Annotated in this window: 19 protein-coding genes; 4 read left to right on the forward strand and 15 right to left on the reverse strand. The window is 29.8% G+C overall.

All coding sequences use genetic code 11. The features are described from left to right. Nucleotides 1-18: 18 nt before the first annotated feature. The 4 genes from Fi14EGH31_RS11455 to Fi14EGH31_RS11470 all read right to left on the reverse strand — a co-directional run bounded on the left by Fi14EGH31_RS11455 (nt 19) and on the right by Fi14EGH31_RS11470 (nt 2031). Nucleotides 19-297: a PTS sugar transporter subunit IIB gene (locus tag Fi14EGH31_RS11455; RefSeq protein ID WP_117575933.1), complete on the reverse strand. Its 279-nt coding sequence runs from the start codon at nt 295-297 to the stop codon at nt 19-21. A gap of 85 nt (nt 298-382) precedes the next feature. Further along, a complete protein-coding gene (locus Fi14EGH31_RS11460) occupies nt 383-622 on the reverse strand; it encodes a type III toxin-antitoxin system ToxN/AbiQ family toxin (RefSeq protein ID WP_396132909.1) in 240 nt (79 codons plus the stop codon). Nucleotides 623-657: 35 nt separating this feature from the next. Beyond that, entirely contained in the window at nt 658-873 is a 216-nt protein-coding gene (locus Fi14EGH31_RS11465; protein WP_200764825.1) for a type III toxin-antitoxin system ToxN/AbiQ family toxin, read from the reverse strand. A gap of 276 nt (nt 874-1149) precedes the next feature. Further along, the gene (locus Fi14EGH31_RS11470; RefSeq protein WP_107030574.1) at nt 1150-2031 is read right to left on the reverse strand and encodes a LysR family transcriptional regulator; all 882 of its coding nucleotides are present in this window, start codon (nt 2029-2031) and stop codon (nt 1150-1152) included. Between the two features lie 117 nt (nt 2032-2148). On the opposite strand from Fi14EGH31_RS11470, the gene Fi14EGH31_RS11475 reads away from it, so the two are divergent. Next, nucleotides 2149-3534, forward strand: coding sequence for an LVIVD repeat-containing protein (locus Fi14EGH31_RS11475; protein WP_118473892.1), 1386 nt, complete (start codon nt 2149-2151; stop codon nt 3532-3534). Beyond that, nucleotides 3515-4474, forward strand: coding sequence for a D-isomer specific 2-hydroxyacid dehydrogenase family protein (locus Fi14EGH31_RS11480; RefSeq protein WP_200764826.1), 960 nt, complete (start codon nt 3515-3517; stop codon nt 4472-4474). Before Fi14EGH31_RS11475 ends, Fi14EGH31_RS11480 begins: the two co-directional genes overlap by 20 nt. Before the next feature lie 34 nt (nt 4475-4508). On the opposite strand, the gene Fi14EGH31_RS11485 is transcribed toward Fi14EGH31_RS11480, so the two are convergent. The 10 genes from Fi14EGH31_RS11485 to Fi14EGH31_RS11530 all read right to left on the reverse strand — a co-directional run bounded on the left by Fi14EGH31_RS11485 (nt 4509) and on the right by Fi14EGH31_RS11530 (nt 12046). Next, a complete protein-coding gene (locus Fi14EGH31_RS11485) occupies nt 4509-5282 on the reverse strand; it encodes a sulfite exporter TauE/SafE family protein (RefSeq protein WP_234697782.1) in 774 nt (257 codons plus the stop codon). 1 nt (nt 5283) lies between these two features. Beyond that, nucleotides 5284-5709, reverse strand: coding sequence for a MarR family winged helix-turn-helix transcriptional regulator (locus Fi14EGH31_RS11490; RefSeq protein ID WP_117575929.1), 426 nt, complete (start codon nt 5707-5709; stop codon nt 5284-5286). Nucleotides 5710-5789: 80 nt separating this feature from the next. Next, the gene (locus Fi14EGH31_RS11495; RefSeq protein WP_117575928.1) at nt 5790-6230 is read right to left on the reverse strand and encodes an Hsp20/alpha crystallin family protein; all 441 of its coding nucleotides are present in this window, start codon (nt 6228-6230) and stop codon (nt 5790-5792) included. 157 nt (nt 6231-6387) lie between these two features. Further along, nucleotides 6388-6720: a hypothetical protein gene (locus tag Fi14EGH31_RS11500; RefSeq protein ID WP_107030577.1), complete on the reverse strand. Its 333-nt coding sequence runs from the start codon at nt 6718-6720 to the stop codon at nt 6388-6390. 13 nt (nt 6721-6733) lie between these two features. Continuing rightward, a complete protein-coding gene (locus Fi14EGH31_RS11505) occupies nt 6734-7141 on the reverse strand; it encodes a helix-turn-helix transcriptional regulator (protein WP_107030578.1) in 408 nt (135 codons plus the stop codon). A 134-nt stretch (nt 7142-7275) separates the two neighbouring features. Further along, nucleotides 7276-7581: an AzlD domain-containing protein gene (locus Fi14EGH31_RS11510; RefSeq protein ID WP_022000660.1), complete on the reverse strand. Its 306-nt coding sequence runs from the start codon at nt 7579-7581 to the stop codon at nt 7276-7278. Then, complete coding sequence (locus Fi14EGH31_RS11515; protein ID WP_106987881.1) at nt 7574-8269, reverse strand: AzlC family ABC transporter permease; 696 nt, start codon at nt 8267-8269, stop codon at nt 7574-7576. Before Fi14EGH31_RS11515 ends, Fi14EGH31_RS11510 begins: the two co-directional genes overlap by 8 nt. Nucleotides 8270-8325: 56 nt before the next feature. Then, on the reverse strand, nt 8326-8973 hold the full coding sequence (locus Fi14EGH31_RS11520) for a YczE/YyaS/YitT family protein (protein WP_022000658.1): 648 nt from the start codon (nt 8971-8973) through the stop codon (nt 8326-8328). 167 nt (nt 8974-9140) lie between these two features. Beyond that, nucleotides 9141-11336: a sensor histidine kinase gene (locus Fi14EGH31_RS15405; protein ID WP_234697783.1), complete on the reverse strand. Its 2196-nt coding sequence runs from the start codon at nt 11334-11336 to the stop codon at nt 9141-9143. Between the two features lie 8 nt (nt 11337-11344). Then, the gene (locus Fi14EGH31_RS11530) at nt 11345-12046 is read right to left on the reverse strand and encodes a response regulator transcription factor (RefSeq protein WP_200764827.1); all 702 of its coding nucleotides are present in this window, start codon (nt 12044-12046) and stop codon (nt 11345-11347) included. 328 nt (nt 12047-12374) lie between these two features. On the opposite strand from Fi14EGH31_RS11530, the gene Fi14EGH31_RS11535 reads away from it, so the two are divergent. Both Fi14EGH31_RS11535 and Fi14EGH31_RS11540 read left to right on the forward strand, forming a co-directional pair. Further along, the gene (locus tag Fi14EGH31_RS11535) at nt 12375-13214 is read left to right on the forward strand and encodes a MerR family transcriptional regulator (protein ID WP_107030581.1); all 840 of its coding nucleotides are present in this window, start codon (nt 12375-12377) and stop codon (nt 13212-13214) included. A 59-nt stretch (nt 13215-13273) separates the two neighbouring features. Continuing rightward, nucleotides 13274-14299 (forward strand): NAD(P)H-dependent amine dehydrogenase family protein, encoded by a 1026-nt coding sequence (locus Fi14EGH31_RS11540; RefSeq protein WP_107030582.1) that lies wholly within the window; start codon nt 13274-13276, stop codon nt 14297-14299. Nucleotides 14300-14313: 14 nt separating this feature from the next. Here the strand turns inward: Fi14EGH31_RS11540 and Fi14EGH31_RS11545 are convergent, their stop codons facing one another. Continuing rightward, nucleotides 14314-15969, reverse strand: coding sequence for a glycoside hydrolase family 13 protein (locus Fi14EGH31_RS11545; protein ID WP_022001091.1), 1656 nt, complete (start codon nt 15967-15969; stop codon nt 14314-14316). Nucleotides 15970-15995: the final 26 nt, after the last annotated feature.

Raw genomic sequence — 15995 nt, forward strand, 5'->3', positions numbered from 1 at the left:
TCATAAAAAAAGTTGATTCTATTTTTGAATCAACTGTTTTGCATATTTTATAATACTACTTCCATCTAACAAACCATAATCTTTTAAAGAAATTACGCCTACCGGCACTTTAACTACCTTTTTAATTTCCTTTAAATCTTCACTTCTTTGTGGCGTAAGTAAAACTACATCGGCCTCTTGTAAATGCTCATTTAAAAACACTTCAATATCCATTAATTGACTTTTAGCTACTTCTTCTATTTTACGAACAAGCATATTTCCTGAAAAACCTGGTTTTGACAATAATGTTATCTTCATATAAGACCTCCAAACACATAGTACTAATATAATAAATGAAATAGCTAAAATACACAATATCTATTTTAGTTGTTTATTTATATTTTCATTGATCACACAATGCTTGTAATTTTAAATAATCACAACAAAAACTCGTCAAAAATTCATCTTTCTTTACAAAAACAGCATTGACAACGTTATTAATTTTTCTTTCTATTTCTTCACGAGTAGATTGTTTCTTTAAATATATATACTCATTATTTAAATAATCTTTATACTTATCATTATTGATATCTATTCTTTTATATACACCTTGAGGAACAGGTATCATGTTATTAATAAGCAATGCAGCAATGATTTCGTGACTTTCGTTGTAAATTTCTACTGTTGTTCTCGGATTTCTTCTTTTCCATTTTTTCTTAAAGGCTTTGAAGTTAATGGTATAAAATATGTATAATCTTCTATTCCAACAATAATTCCTACAAATCTTCTACCCAATTTTAAATTCACTCTAAAATCATACTGAAATAAATACTGCCTATAATCGCTTTCTATATCATATAAAGCAATTTTATTATCTTTTAAATGTATTTTCATATTTTCTCTCTATGAAGAAAAACGAAGAACTCATAAACTAGAATTCTTCGTTTTAAATCGTCCACTATAGCAGGATCTCTCTCGTTTTAAATCGCCTACTAAAGCAAGGCCACTCTCGTTTTAAATCGTCCACTATAGCAGGACCTCTCTCGTTATCGATATTTCTATCTACAAATAAATTATACATTTTTTAATGTATAAGTCAATTACTATTAAATATAGAAATCAACCATTATTAGTATATGAAGTATACTTTTATTTATACTCTTTTTGTCTCTATTTATTAAAACATTCTATGAATTCTTTAAGCAGTTTATTTCTATCTTTTTTAAGATAAATAATTCCATAATCTATTTCTAAGCTTTCTTGAAGAGAAACAACCTTCACACTCTCATCTAAATCTTGAATTGAAAAAGCATAATCCGGTAAAATACCAATTCCATAACCACTTAATGTTAAGGCAAGTACAGCTTCGATGTCATCTTGTCTAATCACATTTTTTTCTCTTACTTTTGTTGAAAGAAAATGTTCAAGATCATCTTCCTTTAATTTAGGAATACTTTTTTGTCTTAGTGTAATAAAAGAACAATCTTGGATTTCATTAAATGAAATCATTTCTTTAGACGTTTGAAAGATACTCTTAGGAATAATGGCTTTTGTTGTACTTGTTGAAAGCTTTCTAAAAGTACACTCTGGTCGATCTTGCATCATTATTTTAGTTCCTAAAATAAAATCAAGTTGATTTTCAACAAGTCGATTCACTAATTGAAAATAGTCATCTAAATAAATACGTGGACTAACCCTTGAATTTTCTCTATGAAATAAACGTAATGCTTGGGTAAGGTATTTTGTTTCTTGTGACATTGTACAACCTATTTTTAAAAGAGTTTGTTCATTGCTTTTTACGGCATTTAAACGATTAGGAATAGCTTCCATACGTAATAAGATATCATGAGCATCATGATAAAAGATTTCGCCTGCTGTTGTTAGCTGTACTGATTTACTATTTCTAATAAAGAGTTTAACACCAAGTTCCTCTTCTAAATGTTGAATATGATGTGTTACTGTTGGTGGTGTGACATAAAGTTCTTTGGCAGCTCTTGTAAAGTTTAAACGATCAGCCGCCACAACAAAACATTTAAGTTCTTGACTATTCATTTTTTCGCCTCTTTTTTATTCTAGCATTAGAATTTCTTTAATGCCATTAATTTAATGTTAATTTACTTTTTTAAATCTTGTTTTAAAATAAAAGTAGATAAATAAGGAGGACAAACAATGTCACAAAGAAAAGAAATGTTGATGAAAAATATGGAATTTGTAGCTTATGAAGGATTAAATGGAAAACCTGGTTTTCAAATGACTCTTCATAAAAGCAAAGAAGATCGTTATTATCTTTATGTTGCTTGTTTTAGACATAATGGTTTTAATATTATTGATGTAACCGATCCTTATCATCCTACTCCTTCTAAATGGGTAGAAGGACCTTGGGTCAAAGAAGGCATCAAAGATGGTCAAAGTCTACCAAAGATACAATCAGGGGATGGTTATTTAATTACAGCTCATGGTGGAACGATGGATGTTTTACATGGAACTCCTAAAGGAAATACCCTTCCTTTTTGGGGTGGTATGATGATTTGGGATATTGAAACAGATCCTATGAATCCAAAACTTTTAGGTAAGTTTGAATGTAAAGGAATGGCAGGCGTTCATCGTTTCTTCTATAATGGTGGCCGTTATGTTTATTGTGTAGGAAATAAGCCAGGTTTTTTAACTTTTATTTTAAGAATCATAGATATTCAAGATCCAACCCATCCAGTAGAAGTCGGTTCATGGTGGGCAGATAATCAATACCGTGCTAATAAACCTGGTGGTGGTCATGTTGCCTTTGGTTCAAAAGAGTTCTTAGAAATGGCAACAGTTCATGCTGTTACTGTTAAAGATCATATTTGTTATGCTGCGGTTGCAAACTTTGGCGCTTGTCAAATCGATGTCAGCGATCCCACAAATCCACAATTAATCGGTTATTTACCAATGAATCCACCTTTTGGAGGAGGCGCTGCTGGGATGTCTATTCATACTTACATGCCTTTAGGTGATTTACCTTATGCGGTTGTTTCTACTGAAGGGGAAAGACCTCGTTATTTTTCTAACGAAAATAAAGACGGTCTCTTTAAAAAGCTTGTAACACAGCCAATGAATACGATTGGAATTGTCGAAACTACAGATCCGACAAATCCATCACTTATTTCTATTTTCCCATATCCAGAAGTACCTGTTGGATATACTCATGGAAAGAACTTTAATATTGTTGATGGTGTTCGTGTTCCTTTTGGACCTCATAATTTATTTGATGCTTTTGGAAAAGATTGTTATGAACCTTATAAAGGTTTAATTTATAATTGTTATTTTGGAGCTGGACTTAGAGTCTTTGATACGACGGATCCTTTTATTCCAAAAGAAATTGCCTACTTTATGCCTCCTGATCCAGAAGTTGATCTTTTTAATAATGAAGATGACACTTTATTACCAGGTTCTAAAGTCGCAATTACCGAAGATTGTTTAGTTGATGATCGTGGTTTTATTTATGTTGATACCTTCCAAGACGGTCTTTATATTGTGAAATTGAAAATGGAGGATTCATATGAAAATTTATGCTTATGAAGTAAGACAAGATGAAATGGGTTATTTTAAAGAATATGAAAAGAAATATGGTGTTTCTGTTGTTTTAAATCACCAAGTACCCACTTTAGAAAATGCAGATAATGTAGATGGATGTATTGGTGTAACTATTTTAGGTCAAGGAGACATTAATGCAAAACTATTAGATAAATGGTATGATCTTGGTATTCGCTATGTTTCTTCTCGTACAATTGGTTTGAATCATATTGATTTAGAACACGCTAAAGAAATTGGAATTCAAGTATGTAATGCGAAATATCCACCTAATGGAGTTGCCGAATTTGCTTTAATGCTTTTATTAATGTGTATGAGAAACTATAAACAAGCTTTATGGCGAGGACAAGTCAATGATTATTCTTTAAGTGGTTTACAAGGAAAAGAACTTCATGATTTAACCGTTGGTGTTATGGGAACTGGAAATATTGGACGTACGTTTATTCAACTTCTTTCTGGATTTGGTTGTCGTATTTTAGCTTATGATCTTCAGGAAAATGAAGATGTTAAAAAATATGCAACTTATGTAGATAAAGATACTTTATTAAAAGAAAGTGATGCCATAAGTTTGCATCTTCCTTTATTTAAAAGTACGTATCATCTAATTAATAAAGAAACTATTCAAAAAATGAAAGATAATGTAATTTTGATCAATTGTTCCCGTGGTGAACTTATTGATACGGAAGATATTATTGAGGCTATTGAAAGTAAAAAAATTGGAGCTTTAGGACTCGATGTTATTGAAGGAGAAGAAGGCATTACGCATATCGATCATAGAAGTGATATTCTTTCTAATAAAAATATGGCTTATCTCCATCAATTTCCTAATGTCATCATGACTCAACACATGGCCTTCTATACAAATACAGCCGTTAAAAATATGGTTAAAAGTGGTATTAAAGGTATCATAGAAATGGCTAATCAATAAATAAAAAATTGAGGATTCATTCCTCAATTTTATTTTATGAAAATAAAAAGATAACAATTCCTAGAACAACAAGAACAATTCCTGTTGCTCTATTTAAGGTTTTAGGAGTTGCTTTATTCGCAAATAAAGCAGCAATTCTTGCCCAAATAAGAGTAAAGAGAATACATAAAATCCATACTGTCAAATTAGGAAACCCGCCAATCATAAAATGTGAAATAGCTCCAGTAAGGGCTGTAAAGGTCATAATAAAAACACTCGTACCTACTGCTGTTTTAAGTTCATATCCCATGACTGTTGTTAAGATAAGAAGCATCATCATACCTCCACCTGCTCCAACAAAACCACAAATAAAACCTATACAAGTTCCACAAATTATAGATTGGATTGCTCTTTTTTTAGAAGAAACATTATTCATTGCTTCTTTCGTTGTCATTACTGGTCTAACAATAAATTTAACTCCTAAAATAAAAGTCATAAAAACTGAAAAACTTCCCATTGTTGAAGATGGTAAAAGACTTGCCGCATAACTACCTATTACCGTAAAAATAAGTACACTTACCATCATCAATAAACCGTTTCTAATATCTAAATTTTTATTTTTTCCATAAGTATAAGCTGAAACCGCACTGGCAAGGACATCTGATGACAAAGCAATACCTACTGCCATATAAGGATCCATTTTCAAAAAAGCAATGAGCATTGGGCTAATAACAGCAGCCGCTGACATTCCTGCAAAACCTGTTCCTAGACCTGCTCCCATTCCAGCAAAAAAGGTTACAAGAATAATAAATAAAATATTTGTTTCCAATTTATTTTTCCTCCAATAAACAATCTATATTTTTTTTCATAAGTTCTAATGTTTCTTTAAATATCTTTTGATGCTTTTCATCAATATCTGAAAAAAGTGAAGAAAAGAAATGGTTTTGAAACGCTTTTCCTTTTTTTATAACATCATTCGCTTTTTTATTCAAAACTAATTCAACTTTTCTTCGATCTCCTGGAACATCTATCCTAGATAAATATCCTTGATCAACTAACTGATCCACATGAATTGAAACAAGGTTTGCTTTGATTTTTCTTATTTCCACAATATCTTTAGCATATTTATATTGGGGGTTATTTCCCAAAAACATCAAAATATCAAACCCTGTTTGCTTTAAATGAAATTCATGACAAAGATCTTTACATTGTTGATGATAAGCAAGTTCTAATTTTCTAGCAAAATCAATATTCATATTATCACTCCCTTCATTTTTAGATAGTTCATTTTTGAACTATTTTAAACAATAAAAAAAGAAATGTCAAATGACATTCCTTATTCAATGCTTATTGTAGAAGTGTTTTCAATTTGTTTCATATCTGATTTAGGTACTGATAAACGAAGTACTCCACCTTCATATTTAGCTTTGATATCTTCTTTTGGAATATCTCCTAAATAGAAACTTCGTGTCATATTTCCAACATATCTTTCTTGACGGATATAACGTCCATCTTTGTCTTTTTCATCTTTATCCAAGCCTTTACTTGTTGATATTGTCAAATATCCATTTTCATAGTTGACATTGATATCTTCTTTCTTGAAACCTGGTAAGTCAACGTCTACTTCATATGTCGTATCTGTTTCTCTGACATCTGTCTTCATCATGTTTCTTGCATGTTTTCCATGCAATGGATTTTTCTTTCCAAAGAAATCTTCATCAAAATCATTAAAGAAATCATCAAATAAGTTTTCTGTAAATAAGCTAGGCATCATCATAAGTCATTTCCCCTTTCAATATAAATGCTTAGTCATTAGCATCGTTACTTCCAGCGGTGTTAACTCTTGAAACTAGGACCTTTTTTAATACCTTTCCTAATTTCTAAATACATTATAGTTCTTACTTTTAGCACTGTCAAGATACGAGTGCTAAAAATTATAAACTTATACTTATACTTAAAATCAACCCAAGGATTCCTACAACCATAAAACATAAAGAGATTCCTGCTGCTTTTTTTCTTTGAATCATTTTTGTTTTTTGATTAGAATCAATAGAATTTATAGGATAGTTTCTTCTTCCTATCAAATAAAGTAGTAAACCACTTGAATTATTTCCATTACTTGCGAGTAATCCCCATAGTTTAGGATGTTTTAAACCACGAATTGTGGCATCAATCACCGTTAATCGATAAATTTGATAAACTGTTTCAATTCCCCCAACAAGTGCAATAGCCGCACATATAATCGCTAAAATACTTTTTACTTCCATGATCCGTTCCTCCTTAAATACGTTTAATCATTTGATAAAGCAACAATGATGAACTCACAATAGCAAGACAAAAGATCATCACTAAATAATAACTTTTACTTGGTAAAAACATTCCTAGTGTAACCAACAAGATTACCACAATAATATTTAAGATAATCGCTCTTAATAGTTTTTGATTACTTTTAACAACGTTTGTGCTTTCTTGTAAGTGTTCCATCATTGCATCGTCCCCTTTCAATAAATCATCAAGACTTATGGAATAAAGGTTGCTTAACTCAATGACACTTATAATATCAGGATAAGATTTTTCATTTTCCCAATTGGATATTGTTTGACGAGAAACATTTAGTTTTTCAGCAATGACTTCTTGAGTCAAATCCCTATTTAAACGTGCCTCCTTTAGTTTTTTACCTATTTCCATATTTTCTTTCTCCTTTCATTTTCATTTTTTCATAATCTATTGATAGAGTCTATCAAATATCTTTTACATAGGACTTTTTTCTATGTCAAAATTATTTGACATAGAAAAAAAGACGCTTTAAAAGGCGTCAAATACTATAAAATAAGTTCAATCATTACTACAACAAAGCATCCAATACAAGCGACTTGAATGAGACTTAATTCTTTATAAGATGCATAAATAATAATGATTGTTGCAACGATTCCAGAAATCAAATGACCTGTTGAATAAAAAATATCTGGGAAGGTCATCGCTGCAAGGACCGTATAAGGAATATAATCCAAAAAGGATTGAATGGTTGGGTTCGTAATTTTTTTATTAATAAAGACAAGTGGTATCGCACGAATAGCATAAGTAATAAGCGACATGATCGCTAAATAAATATAAAACTGTTTATCCATGTGCTTCCCCCTTATTAAATAACACAGCGCCTATAAAAGCACTTGTAAGAGCTGAAATCGTCATCGCAAAACCACTTGATAATTGATTGATGATGGGTAAGTAGTAAAAACCTGAACGGATAATAATTGCAAGAGCTACTACTTTAATTATATTTTTATCTTTTTTCATTCCTGGAATAATAATTGCGATAAACATGGCGTATAAAGCAATTGATAAAGCATTACTAATGACCGTAGGTACAATAGAGCCAAGCATTGCCCCTAAGGTTGTTCCAAGCATCCATCCTGCCGTAGAAATTGAAGCAAGCCCAAAGAAGTAAGTCCGACTCACATTTTCTTCAAGCATCGATAAGGCAAAGATTTCATCGGTAATAAAAAAGCTTAAGAGCCATTTATAAATTCCTTTAAACTTTTCATCTACTTTTTGGGAAAGTGAAAGTGACATAAACGCATAACGAATATTCACGGTCAATTCCACGATCGCCATTTCTAAATAGGTCCCTTGTCCTGCAATAATTCCTAGTGAAGCAAATTGCCCTGCTGAAGTAAGATTCAATAGCGAGATCAAAACTGCTTGTATCACACTAAATCCCATTGATACAGCAATCGCTCCAAAAGAAAAAGACACTGATAAATAGCCTAAAGCAATTGGTATTCCATTTTTCATTCCTCTTTTTATTTCTTTCATAACGTGTCCATTATACAAAAATATCCTCGATAACTCTACAATTACCGAGGAATATTTTAGGCAAATTTTTCAACAATTGGTTTTGATACCAATTTATTCCATGTACTAATTAAGGGACCTGTACCAAACATTAAAATAATTGTCGCAATTCCTAATGGTCCACCTGTAATAAACCCAATTAAAACACAAACAACATCTGTCATAATACGGCATACTGGATAAGATGGTGACATCACATCTGCCATATAAATAGATAAAGCATCATAACATCCAGTTCCAAGATCTGATGTGATATATAAAGAGCATCCAAGTGTAACAAATAAAATACCAATCGCTAAAACCACGAATTTCATTGGTAATGAAAATGGTATAACATCCGGTGAAGAAACATTAAATAATTGACAATAAACATTATTAAAGAATTGTACAAAGAAACCAAGTAAAAACATATTAATAATGGCACCAATATTTAAATATTTTAAATTACTTCTACTTAATAAAATTAAAATTAAAAATAAGATTGCATTAACACTTCCTTGAAAAACACCTAAAGGTATATTTAATAAACTACTGATTCCTGTTGTCATTGATGTAAATGGATCAATTCCCATTTGTGATATACGACATGTTGAAACACCTATAGCAATAATAATATTTCCAATTAAAGAAATAGTTGCTAGTTTGATTGAAAACTTAAATTTCATACTTTCACCTCTTTCAAAAGTATTATACTTATTTTTTAATCTTTGAATTTTATTTTCAAAATACGAAAAACTATCTCAAAAATGAGATAGTTTTATAAATCATAAAAATCATTTCTGTATTGATTATAAGAAGAAGGAGAAAGAGTAAGATCCAGGGTATAATCTTTTTAATCATTTTCTATTTTCTTAGGAAAGATAATTGTTGTCTTAAAGAGATCACCATCTACATTCACTTCAAAAGTTCCACCTTGAACCTCCACAAAGCTTTTACAAATGGCAAGTCCTAAACCAGAACCTTCACTTTTACGTGAAGTATCCCCTTGTACAAATCTTTCTGTTAAATCATCTGAATTTGATATTTCATGTGCTGAAATATTTTTGAAAACGACAATGACTTGTTGATTCGTTTCAACGATTTGTAAATAAACTCGTGTATGTTCTAAAGCGTATTTACAAATATTTTGACATAAATTTTCTAAAACACGATAAGTTTTTTCACTGTCTAAATGACAAATGATTTTTTTATTTTCATAATCATTTTTTAGATTTAAATGATGATGTTCAAATTGTTCTTGATATTCAAAGAGTACTTGTTGCAACAGGGCATGTATATCTAAGTCAATAGGATTTAATTGAATATTACCACTATTGACTTTAGAAACTTCAAATAAATCTTCTATAAGTGTTTTAAGTCTTTTAGTATTTCGATCAAGAATTTCAATATATTCATTTTGTTGTTCATTTGTAAGTTCTTCATTTTTTAATAAATCAATATAAGAAATAATAGATGTTAAAGGTGTTTTTAAATCATGAGAAACATTACTAATCAATTCAGTTTTCATCTTTTGTGATGCAACTTCTTTACTTACCGCATCTTTAAAACCATCATTGATACAATTAAGTTCATCTTTCAAAGAATTAAATAATCCAAGATCTTGATTGATTTTATCGTTAAATTCTCCTTGAGATAAATGATGCGCTGATTGTAAAAGAATTTGATAATCATTTGTAACCTGTGTAAGCATCTTTTTAGAAATTAACATGATTATAATTACTGCTACAAAAGATACTAGACACGTAAGTACAACATAAACTCTTATACTGTAGTAATAAACACCCATTCCTGTTACCGACATAAAGAAACTAATAAATAACAGTATTCCTTCTATAAAGATACCACTCATAATTCCTATTTTTAAAACAATATTTCCACTTTGATTTTTCAAATCAAATTGTACCAAACTTTTAATTTCTTCTTTAAAAGAACGATAAATACTACATATAAGTGTATGTTTTTTTAGAAAATCTTTTCCAAAAACAAGAATCGATTTAATATAAAATATAAAATACATAATTAAAGCATAGAAAACAAACCACCCAAAGATATTAACTAATGGTTCTAAAGCAACACCTGCACCCGCCATACCTTTTTCTCTTATCATCCAGGCAAAAGTCCCACTCCATGACTCTCTTAAAACTTCTGTCATAACAGTAAGCCACAAAGCTGTAGCAATAGAATAAAGAATAAACATAAAGAAAAGTTTAATGTTGACAACAGTTTTAAAGGGTTCGATATCAATAACTTTTCTTACTGGAATTAATAACATACAAACAACTAATACTGCAATACATACAAAAACATAGGTCATTAAAGTATCAGAAATAGAAACTTGATTCGTATAGTTTTGTTCCAAATAACTATTTGTTGGTAGTTTTTTAGGAACTGCAATCAATACTTTGATATTTGTTGGATTTTTAACAGTAATATTGTTGATAATATCGTTTTCTTCTTCATCTAAATAATCGTTTTTAAAGAGTTGATCAAAGGATGTATTGTAGAAAGAGCCTTCCCAATCGTTAGACTTACTTCCTTGTAAAGAAACATTCCCATTTTCATCAAAATCAATGGTTGTATACCATTGGTAATTCTTTAAAATATTTTTATCATTAGATTCAAATGCTTTTCTTAAATTCTTTTTAGAATTTGTAAAACAAATCTTTTCATTGCTTTTATCATAAACATAATATTGAATTCCTCGACTTTCTCGAGAATTATTATCTTCTAAATACATGATAAAATCTTTAAAAGCACTTTTTAAAGAATAACCATCATTTATTTCACCATCAATATCTCCGCTTACATAATGATTAAATAAATCATAATCTCCTTTTCTTCTTTGAATTTTCACATCTAACATAATGCTTTTTTCCATCAAAATATTTGTAAAATCACTCTTATTATTTTCTAAATTAAGACTTGATGTTGTTGTCTTTTCTTTTACTCCATAACTTAAATAAGTAACAAGAGATGCAACAATTAAAATAGAAAACAAAAAGATTTTAAGTATTCTTTTATTTTTCATGTTTCCTCCTATTGTTTATCAATTTTATATCCAACACCCCAAACAACTTTTAAATATTGTGGTTTTTTAGGATTAATTTCTATTTTTTCTCTTAAATTACGAACATGGACCATTACGGTTTCACTATTGATTGCTTCTTCGTTCCAAACGCGTTCATAAATATCATCTGCCGAAAATACTTTTCCTGCATTTTTCATTAATAATTCAAGTATTTTAAATTCAATGGGTGTCACTTTGACATTTTTACCATCCACTGAAACTGTCTTTGTATCAACATTGAGTTCAAGACCTCCACAAATATAAACATGATCACTTCCTTTTGGTGCTGTCACATCTAAATAACGTCCATATCTTCTTAAATGTGAGCGTACTCTAGCCATAAGTTCCATAGGTACAAATGGTTTTGTTACATAATCATCGCCACCTAAATTAAGTCCCATGATTTTATCAATATCTTCTGATTTTGCTGAAAGAAAAATTACTGGAAAATCATATCTTTCTCTTAGCTTAGAAACCATTGTTAAACCATCCATCCTTGGCATCATAATATCAACGATTGCTAAATGAATCGTTTCTTTTTCAATAATTTCTAAGCCTTCTAATCCATCATTTCCTACATAAACATCATATCCTTGATTTTCTAAATAAATTTTAATTGCATTTGCAATTTCTGTGTCATCTTCAACAACTAATACATGATATTTTTCCATTCCCTTTTTAACTCCTTATCTAAGCATTGAAAACAATGCAAAACTAATACATATATACCCTGCATAAATACAGCTTATTAAAATCATTTTGTTTAATCTTTCCATCTTCCTCACCTCTTGTCTTAAAGTATAGAGATGATTTATAAATATTTTCTTTTTATCTTTCTAAAGATTTTCTTAAGATTAAAACTAACTCTATTGTACATAATCTTTCGTAAAAAAGGAAATCTCTCATTAATATAAGATTATTTGTCTATTTTTAAATGAATAATTAAAATAACTCTCACCTAACAAGAGAGTTTGCTATAATCTTATTGAGGTGATACGAATGAATAATAACTATTTAAGTATTGGTGAAATGGCCAAAATGAATCATATTACTGTAACAACTTTAAGATTATATGATGAACTTGATTTATTAAAGCCTGTTTATGTTAATCCTGAGACAAATTATCGCTATTATGATATTAAACAAAATGCACGTTTGGATTTGATTCAATATATGAAAGAACTTCAAATGAATCTTAAAGAAATTAAGGAACTTCTTGATAAAGAAGATATTAATTTAATTGAAGCCATTTTAATTAAAAAGAAACAACAGCTTTCTATACAAATCAATGATTTACAAAGAACTAAAGATGCTATTTCAAGAACGATTTATAGTTTAGAAAGGTATCGTAAATCACCCCCAAGTGGGACAATTACTTTAGAATATATTGACCGTCGAAGAATTTATGTCATGAATACTGACATTAATTTTTATGAACATGATTTAGATGTTTATGAACATCTTTTAAATCAATTAAAAAATAATATGCTTTCTCGTCATTATTCACAAATTTATTATTGTAATGCGGGTACTTTTCTTTCCAAAGAAAGATTTTTAAAACAAGAGTTTATTTCAGATCGTATTTTTGTATTTGTGGATGATCATTTTCCTGAAAAAGATATTCAAATTATTGAAAATGGAATGTATGCTTGTATTTATCTTGATGATTTTCATCAAGAAATAGATTATGCAAAACGTCTTCTTGATTATTGTCGAATGAACAATTTAATAATATATGGAGATTATATTTGTGAAGTTTTAAGTGAACTCAGTATGTTTGATCATCATGAACGTTCAATGTTTTTAAGATTACAAGTTCCTGTTTTTTTTAAAAAATAGTTGACTCTCATGTTGGATAAGACTCTATGATATAAGTAAAGAAATAGGAGGCATACAATATGGAAAAGATTAAAGTTGTACAATATGGCTGTGGAAAGATGGCAAAATATATTATTCGTTATCTTTATGAAAATGGTGCAATGATTGTTGGTGCCATTGATACTAATCCAGCTATTATTGGAATGGATATTGGTGATTTTGCAGGTCTTGGTATTAAGACTGGTGTTTGTATTAGTGATCAAGCTGATCAAGTTTTAGATGAAACAGATCCTGATATCGCTGTTGTCACTTTATTTAGTTTAGTCAGTGATTGCTTCGATCATTATGTAAAATGTTTATCAAGAGGAATTAGCGTTATTTCTACATGTGAAGAAGCAACTTATAGTTGGACAACTGATCCAGTTCGTACAAATCAATTAGATGTGATCGCTAAAGAAAATGGATGTACTTTTGTTGGTAGTGGTATGGAAGATATCTTCTGGGTAAATATGGTTGGTTTAGTCGCCGGTGGATGTCACTCTATTAAAAAGATTGAAGGTGCTGTAAGTTATAATGTCGAAGATTATGGATTAGCTCTTGCCAAAGCTCATGGAGTTGGTTTAACACCTGAAGAATTTGAAGCAAGTATTGCTCATCCAGAAGTATTAGAACCTTCTTATGTATGGAATTCAAATGAAGCTTTAGCTGCACGTATGGGATGGACAATTAAGTCACAAACTCAAAAATGTGTTCCTTATTTCCATGAAACAGATCTTTATTCTTCTACTTTAGGAAAAACCATTCCAAAAGGAAATTGTATTGGTATGGCTGCTGTTGTTACAACAGAAACCTTCCAAGGACCAATTATTGAAACACAATGTATTGGTAAAGTTTATGGAGAAGATGATGGAGATATGTGTGATTGGAAAATTACAGGTGAACCAGATACAGAGTTTCATGTTGTAAAACCTGCAACGGTTGAACATACATGTGCAACGATTGTCAATCGTATTCCAACTGTTTTAGTTGCACCTGCTGGTGTAGTTACAGTTGATGAATTAGATCGTTTAGATTATTTAACTTATCCTATGGAATATCATATTTAATGTAAAAGCAGAGCTTAGGCTCTGCTTTTTTGATAGAAAACAATACTTTCATAGGGTTTAAGAATTCCTTTTTGATGTTGATTATAATTTTGAATCAATACTTTTTCATTATTTAAAATAGATGCATCATAGCTTACTTCCTTATCCGTAAAATTACAATAAACATAAAGTTCTTCATCTTGATAAAGACGTTTATAGGCATAAATATTTTCATCATTTTTCATTATTAACTCATATTTACCTAAAGTAATGATTTCATATTCTTTTCTTAATTGAATTAATTTTTGATAAGTATGAAAAATAGAATTTGTATCTTTCATTTCTGCTTCAGCATTGATTGTTTGATAATTTGGATTCATCATAATCCAAGGAATATGTTCACTAAACCCTGCATTTTTTTCTTTGTTCCATTGCATTGGTGTTCTAGCGTTATCTCTACTTGATTTTCTCATATAGCGTAACATATCTTCATGACTTACCGATTTTTCTATTTCTACAAGTTGTTTATAACTATTGAATGTTTCAATATCTCGATAATCATCAAGTGAATTAAAAGGTACATTTGTCATCCCCAATTCTTCCCCTTGATAAATATAAGGTGTCCCTTGCATCATATGTAAACATATCGCCAACATTTTTGCTGATTTTTCATGACACAAAGGAGAAGAAGTATCACCAAATCTTGAAACACATCGTGGTTGATCATGATTATTCCAGAACAAAGAATTCCAAGCCTGTTGATACATTCCTACTTGCCATCTCGACATAATTTGTTTTAAATCTTTTAAAGAAAATCTTTGATCTGTCCATTTATTAACTTCTGCACCATCAACATTCATTAGTTCAAACTGAAAGACCATGCTTAATTCTTTATTATCTAAAGGAGCATATTTTTTAGCATCCTCGATTGTTACAGCAGGGGTTTCTCCTACTGTTAAAAGTTCTTTTCTAGAAAATACTTTTTGATTCATTTCTTGAATATATTCATGAATATGTGGTCCATTTGCACATACTTGATGACCTTTAATAGTACTGTCTACATAGTATTGACTTTCATCCTTACTAATAAGATTAATGACATCTAAACGAAAACCATCAACACCTTTATCTACCCAGTAATTCATAATATCAATACATTCTTGTCTTACCTTAGGATTTTGCCAATTTAAATCAGGTTGTTTTTTAGAAAATAAATGCAAATAATACTCATTTGTCTTTTCATCAAGTTCCCAAGCTGAGCCTTGAAAGCAGCTTGTCCAATTATTTGGAACATCTCCCTCATTTCCTTCTTTCCAAATATAATAATCTCGATAAGGATTATTTTTAGATTTTTTACTTTCTTGAAACCAAAAATGTTCATCACTTGTATGATTAAAAACTAAATCAAGAATAATTTTGATATCTTTTTGATGCGCTTTATCTAATAATTCCTCAAAATCACTCATTGTTCCAAATTCACTTTGAATACTTCTATAATCAGAAATATCATAGCCATTATCATCATTTGGAGATTTAAAAATAGGGGTTAACCATAATACATCAACACCTAATGTTTTTAAATAATCAAGTCTTGAAATAATACCTTGTAGATCTCCCACACCATCATTATTACTATCTTGAAAGCTTTTTACATAAATTTGATAAACAACACTCTTTTTCCACCATTCCATATTGATTCCTCCTGCTTTTATTATTC

Source organism: Faecalibacillus intestinalis (genome assembly GCF_015097455.1).
GTDB classification, from domain to species: Bacteria; Bacillota_I; Bacilli_A; order Erysipelotrichales; family Coprobacillaceae; genus Faecalibacillus; species Faecalibacillus intestinalis.

Bases quoted from the DNA above. Each gene is read 5' to 3' on its own strand.
- Fi14EGH31_RS11455 (WP_117575933.1), bottom strand. From the start codon at position 297: ATGAAGATAACATTATTGTCAAAACCAGGTTTTTCAGGAAATATGCTT.
- Fi14EGH31_RS11465 (WP_200764825.1), bottom strand. From the start codon at position 873: ATGAAAATACATTTAAAAGATAATAAAATTGCTTTATATGATATAGAA.
- Fi14EGH31_RS11470 (WP_107030574.1), bottom strand. From the start codon at position 2,031: ATGAATAGTCAAGAACTTAAATGTTTTGTTGTGGCGGCTGATCGTTTA.
- Fi14EGH31_RS11475 (WP_118473892.1), top strand. From the start codon at position 2,149: ATGTCACAAAGAAAAGAAATGTTGATGAAAAATATGGAATTTGTAGCT.
- Fi14EGH31_RS11480 (WP_200764826.1), top strand. From the start codon at position 3,515: ATGAAAATTTATGCTTATGAAGTAAGACAAGATGAAATGGGTTATTTT.
- Fi14EGH31_RS11490 (WP_117575929.1), bottom strand. From the start codon at position 5,709: ATGAATATTGATTTTGCTAGAAAATTAGAACTTGCTTATCATCAACAA.
- Fi14EGH31_RS11495 (WP_117575928.1), bottom strand. From the start codon at position 6,230: ATGATGATGCCTAGCTTATTTACAGAAAACTTATTTGATGATTTCTTT.
- Fi14EGH31_RS11500 (WP_107030577.1), bottom strand. From the start codon at position 6,720: ATGGAAGTAAAAAGTATTTTAGCGATTATATGTGCGGCTATTGCACTT.
- Fi14EGH31_RS11505 (WP_107030578.1), bottom strand. From the start codon at position 7,141: ATGGAAATAGGTAAAAAACTAAAGGAGGCACGTTTAAATAGGGATTTG.
- Fi14EGH31_RS11510 (WP_022000660.1), bottom strand. From the start codon at position 7,581: ATGGATAAACAGTTTTATATTTATTTAGCGATCATGTCGCTTATTACT.
- Fi14EGH31_RS11515 (WP_106987881.1), bottom strand. From the start codon at position 8,269: ATGAAAGAAATAAAAAGAGGAATGAAAAATGGAATACCAATTGCTTTA.
- Fi14EGH31_RS11520 (WP_022000658.1), bottom strand. From the start codon at position 8,973: ATGAAATTTAAGTTTTCAATCAAACTAGCAACTATTTCTTTAATTGGA.
- Fi14EGH31_RS15405 (WP_234697783.1), bottom strand. From the start codon at position 11,336: ATGAAAAATAAAAGAATACTTAAAATCTTTTTGTTTTCTATTTTAATT.
- Fi14EGH31_RS11530 (WP_200764827.1), bottom strand. From the start codon at position 12,046: ATGGAAAAATATCATGTATTAGTTGTTGAAGATGACACAGAAATTGCA.
- Fi14EGH31_RS11535 (WP_107030581.1), top strand. From the start codon at position 12,375: ATGAATAATAACTATTTAAGTATTGGTGAAATGGCCAAAATGAATCAT.
- Fi14EGH31_RS11540 (WP_107030582.1), top strand. From the start codon at position 13,274: ATGGAAAAGATTAAAGTTGTACAATATGGCTGTGGAAAGATGGCAAAA.
- Fi14EGH31_RS11545 (WP_022001091.1), bottom strand. From the start codon at position 15,969: ATGGAATGGTGGAAAAAGAGTGTTGTTTATCAAATTTATGTAAAAAGC.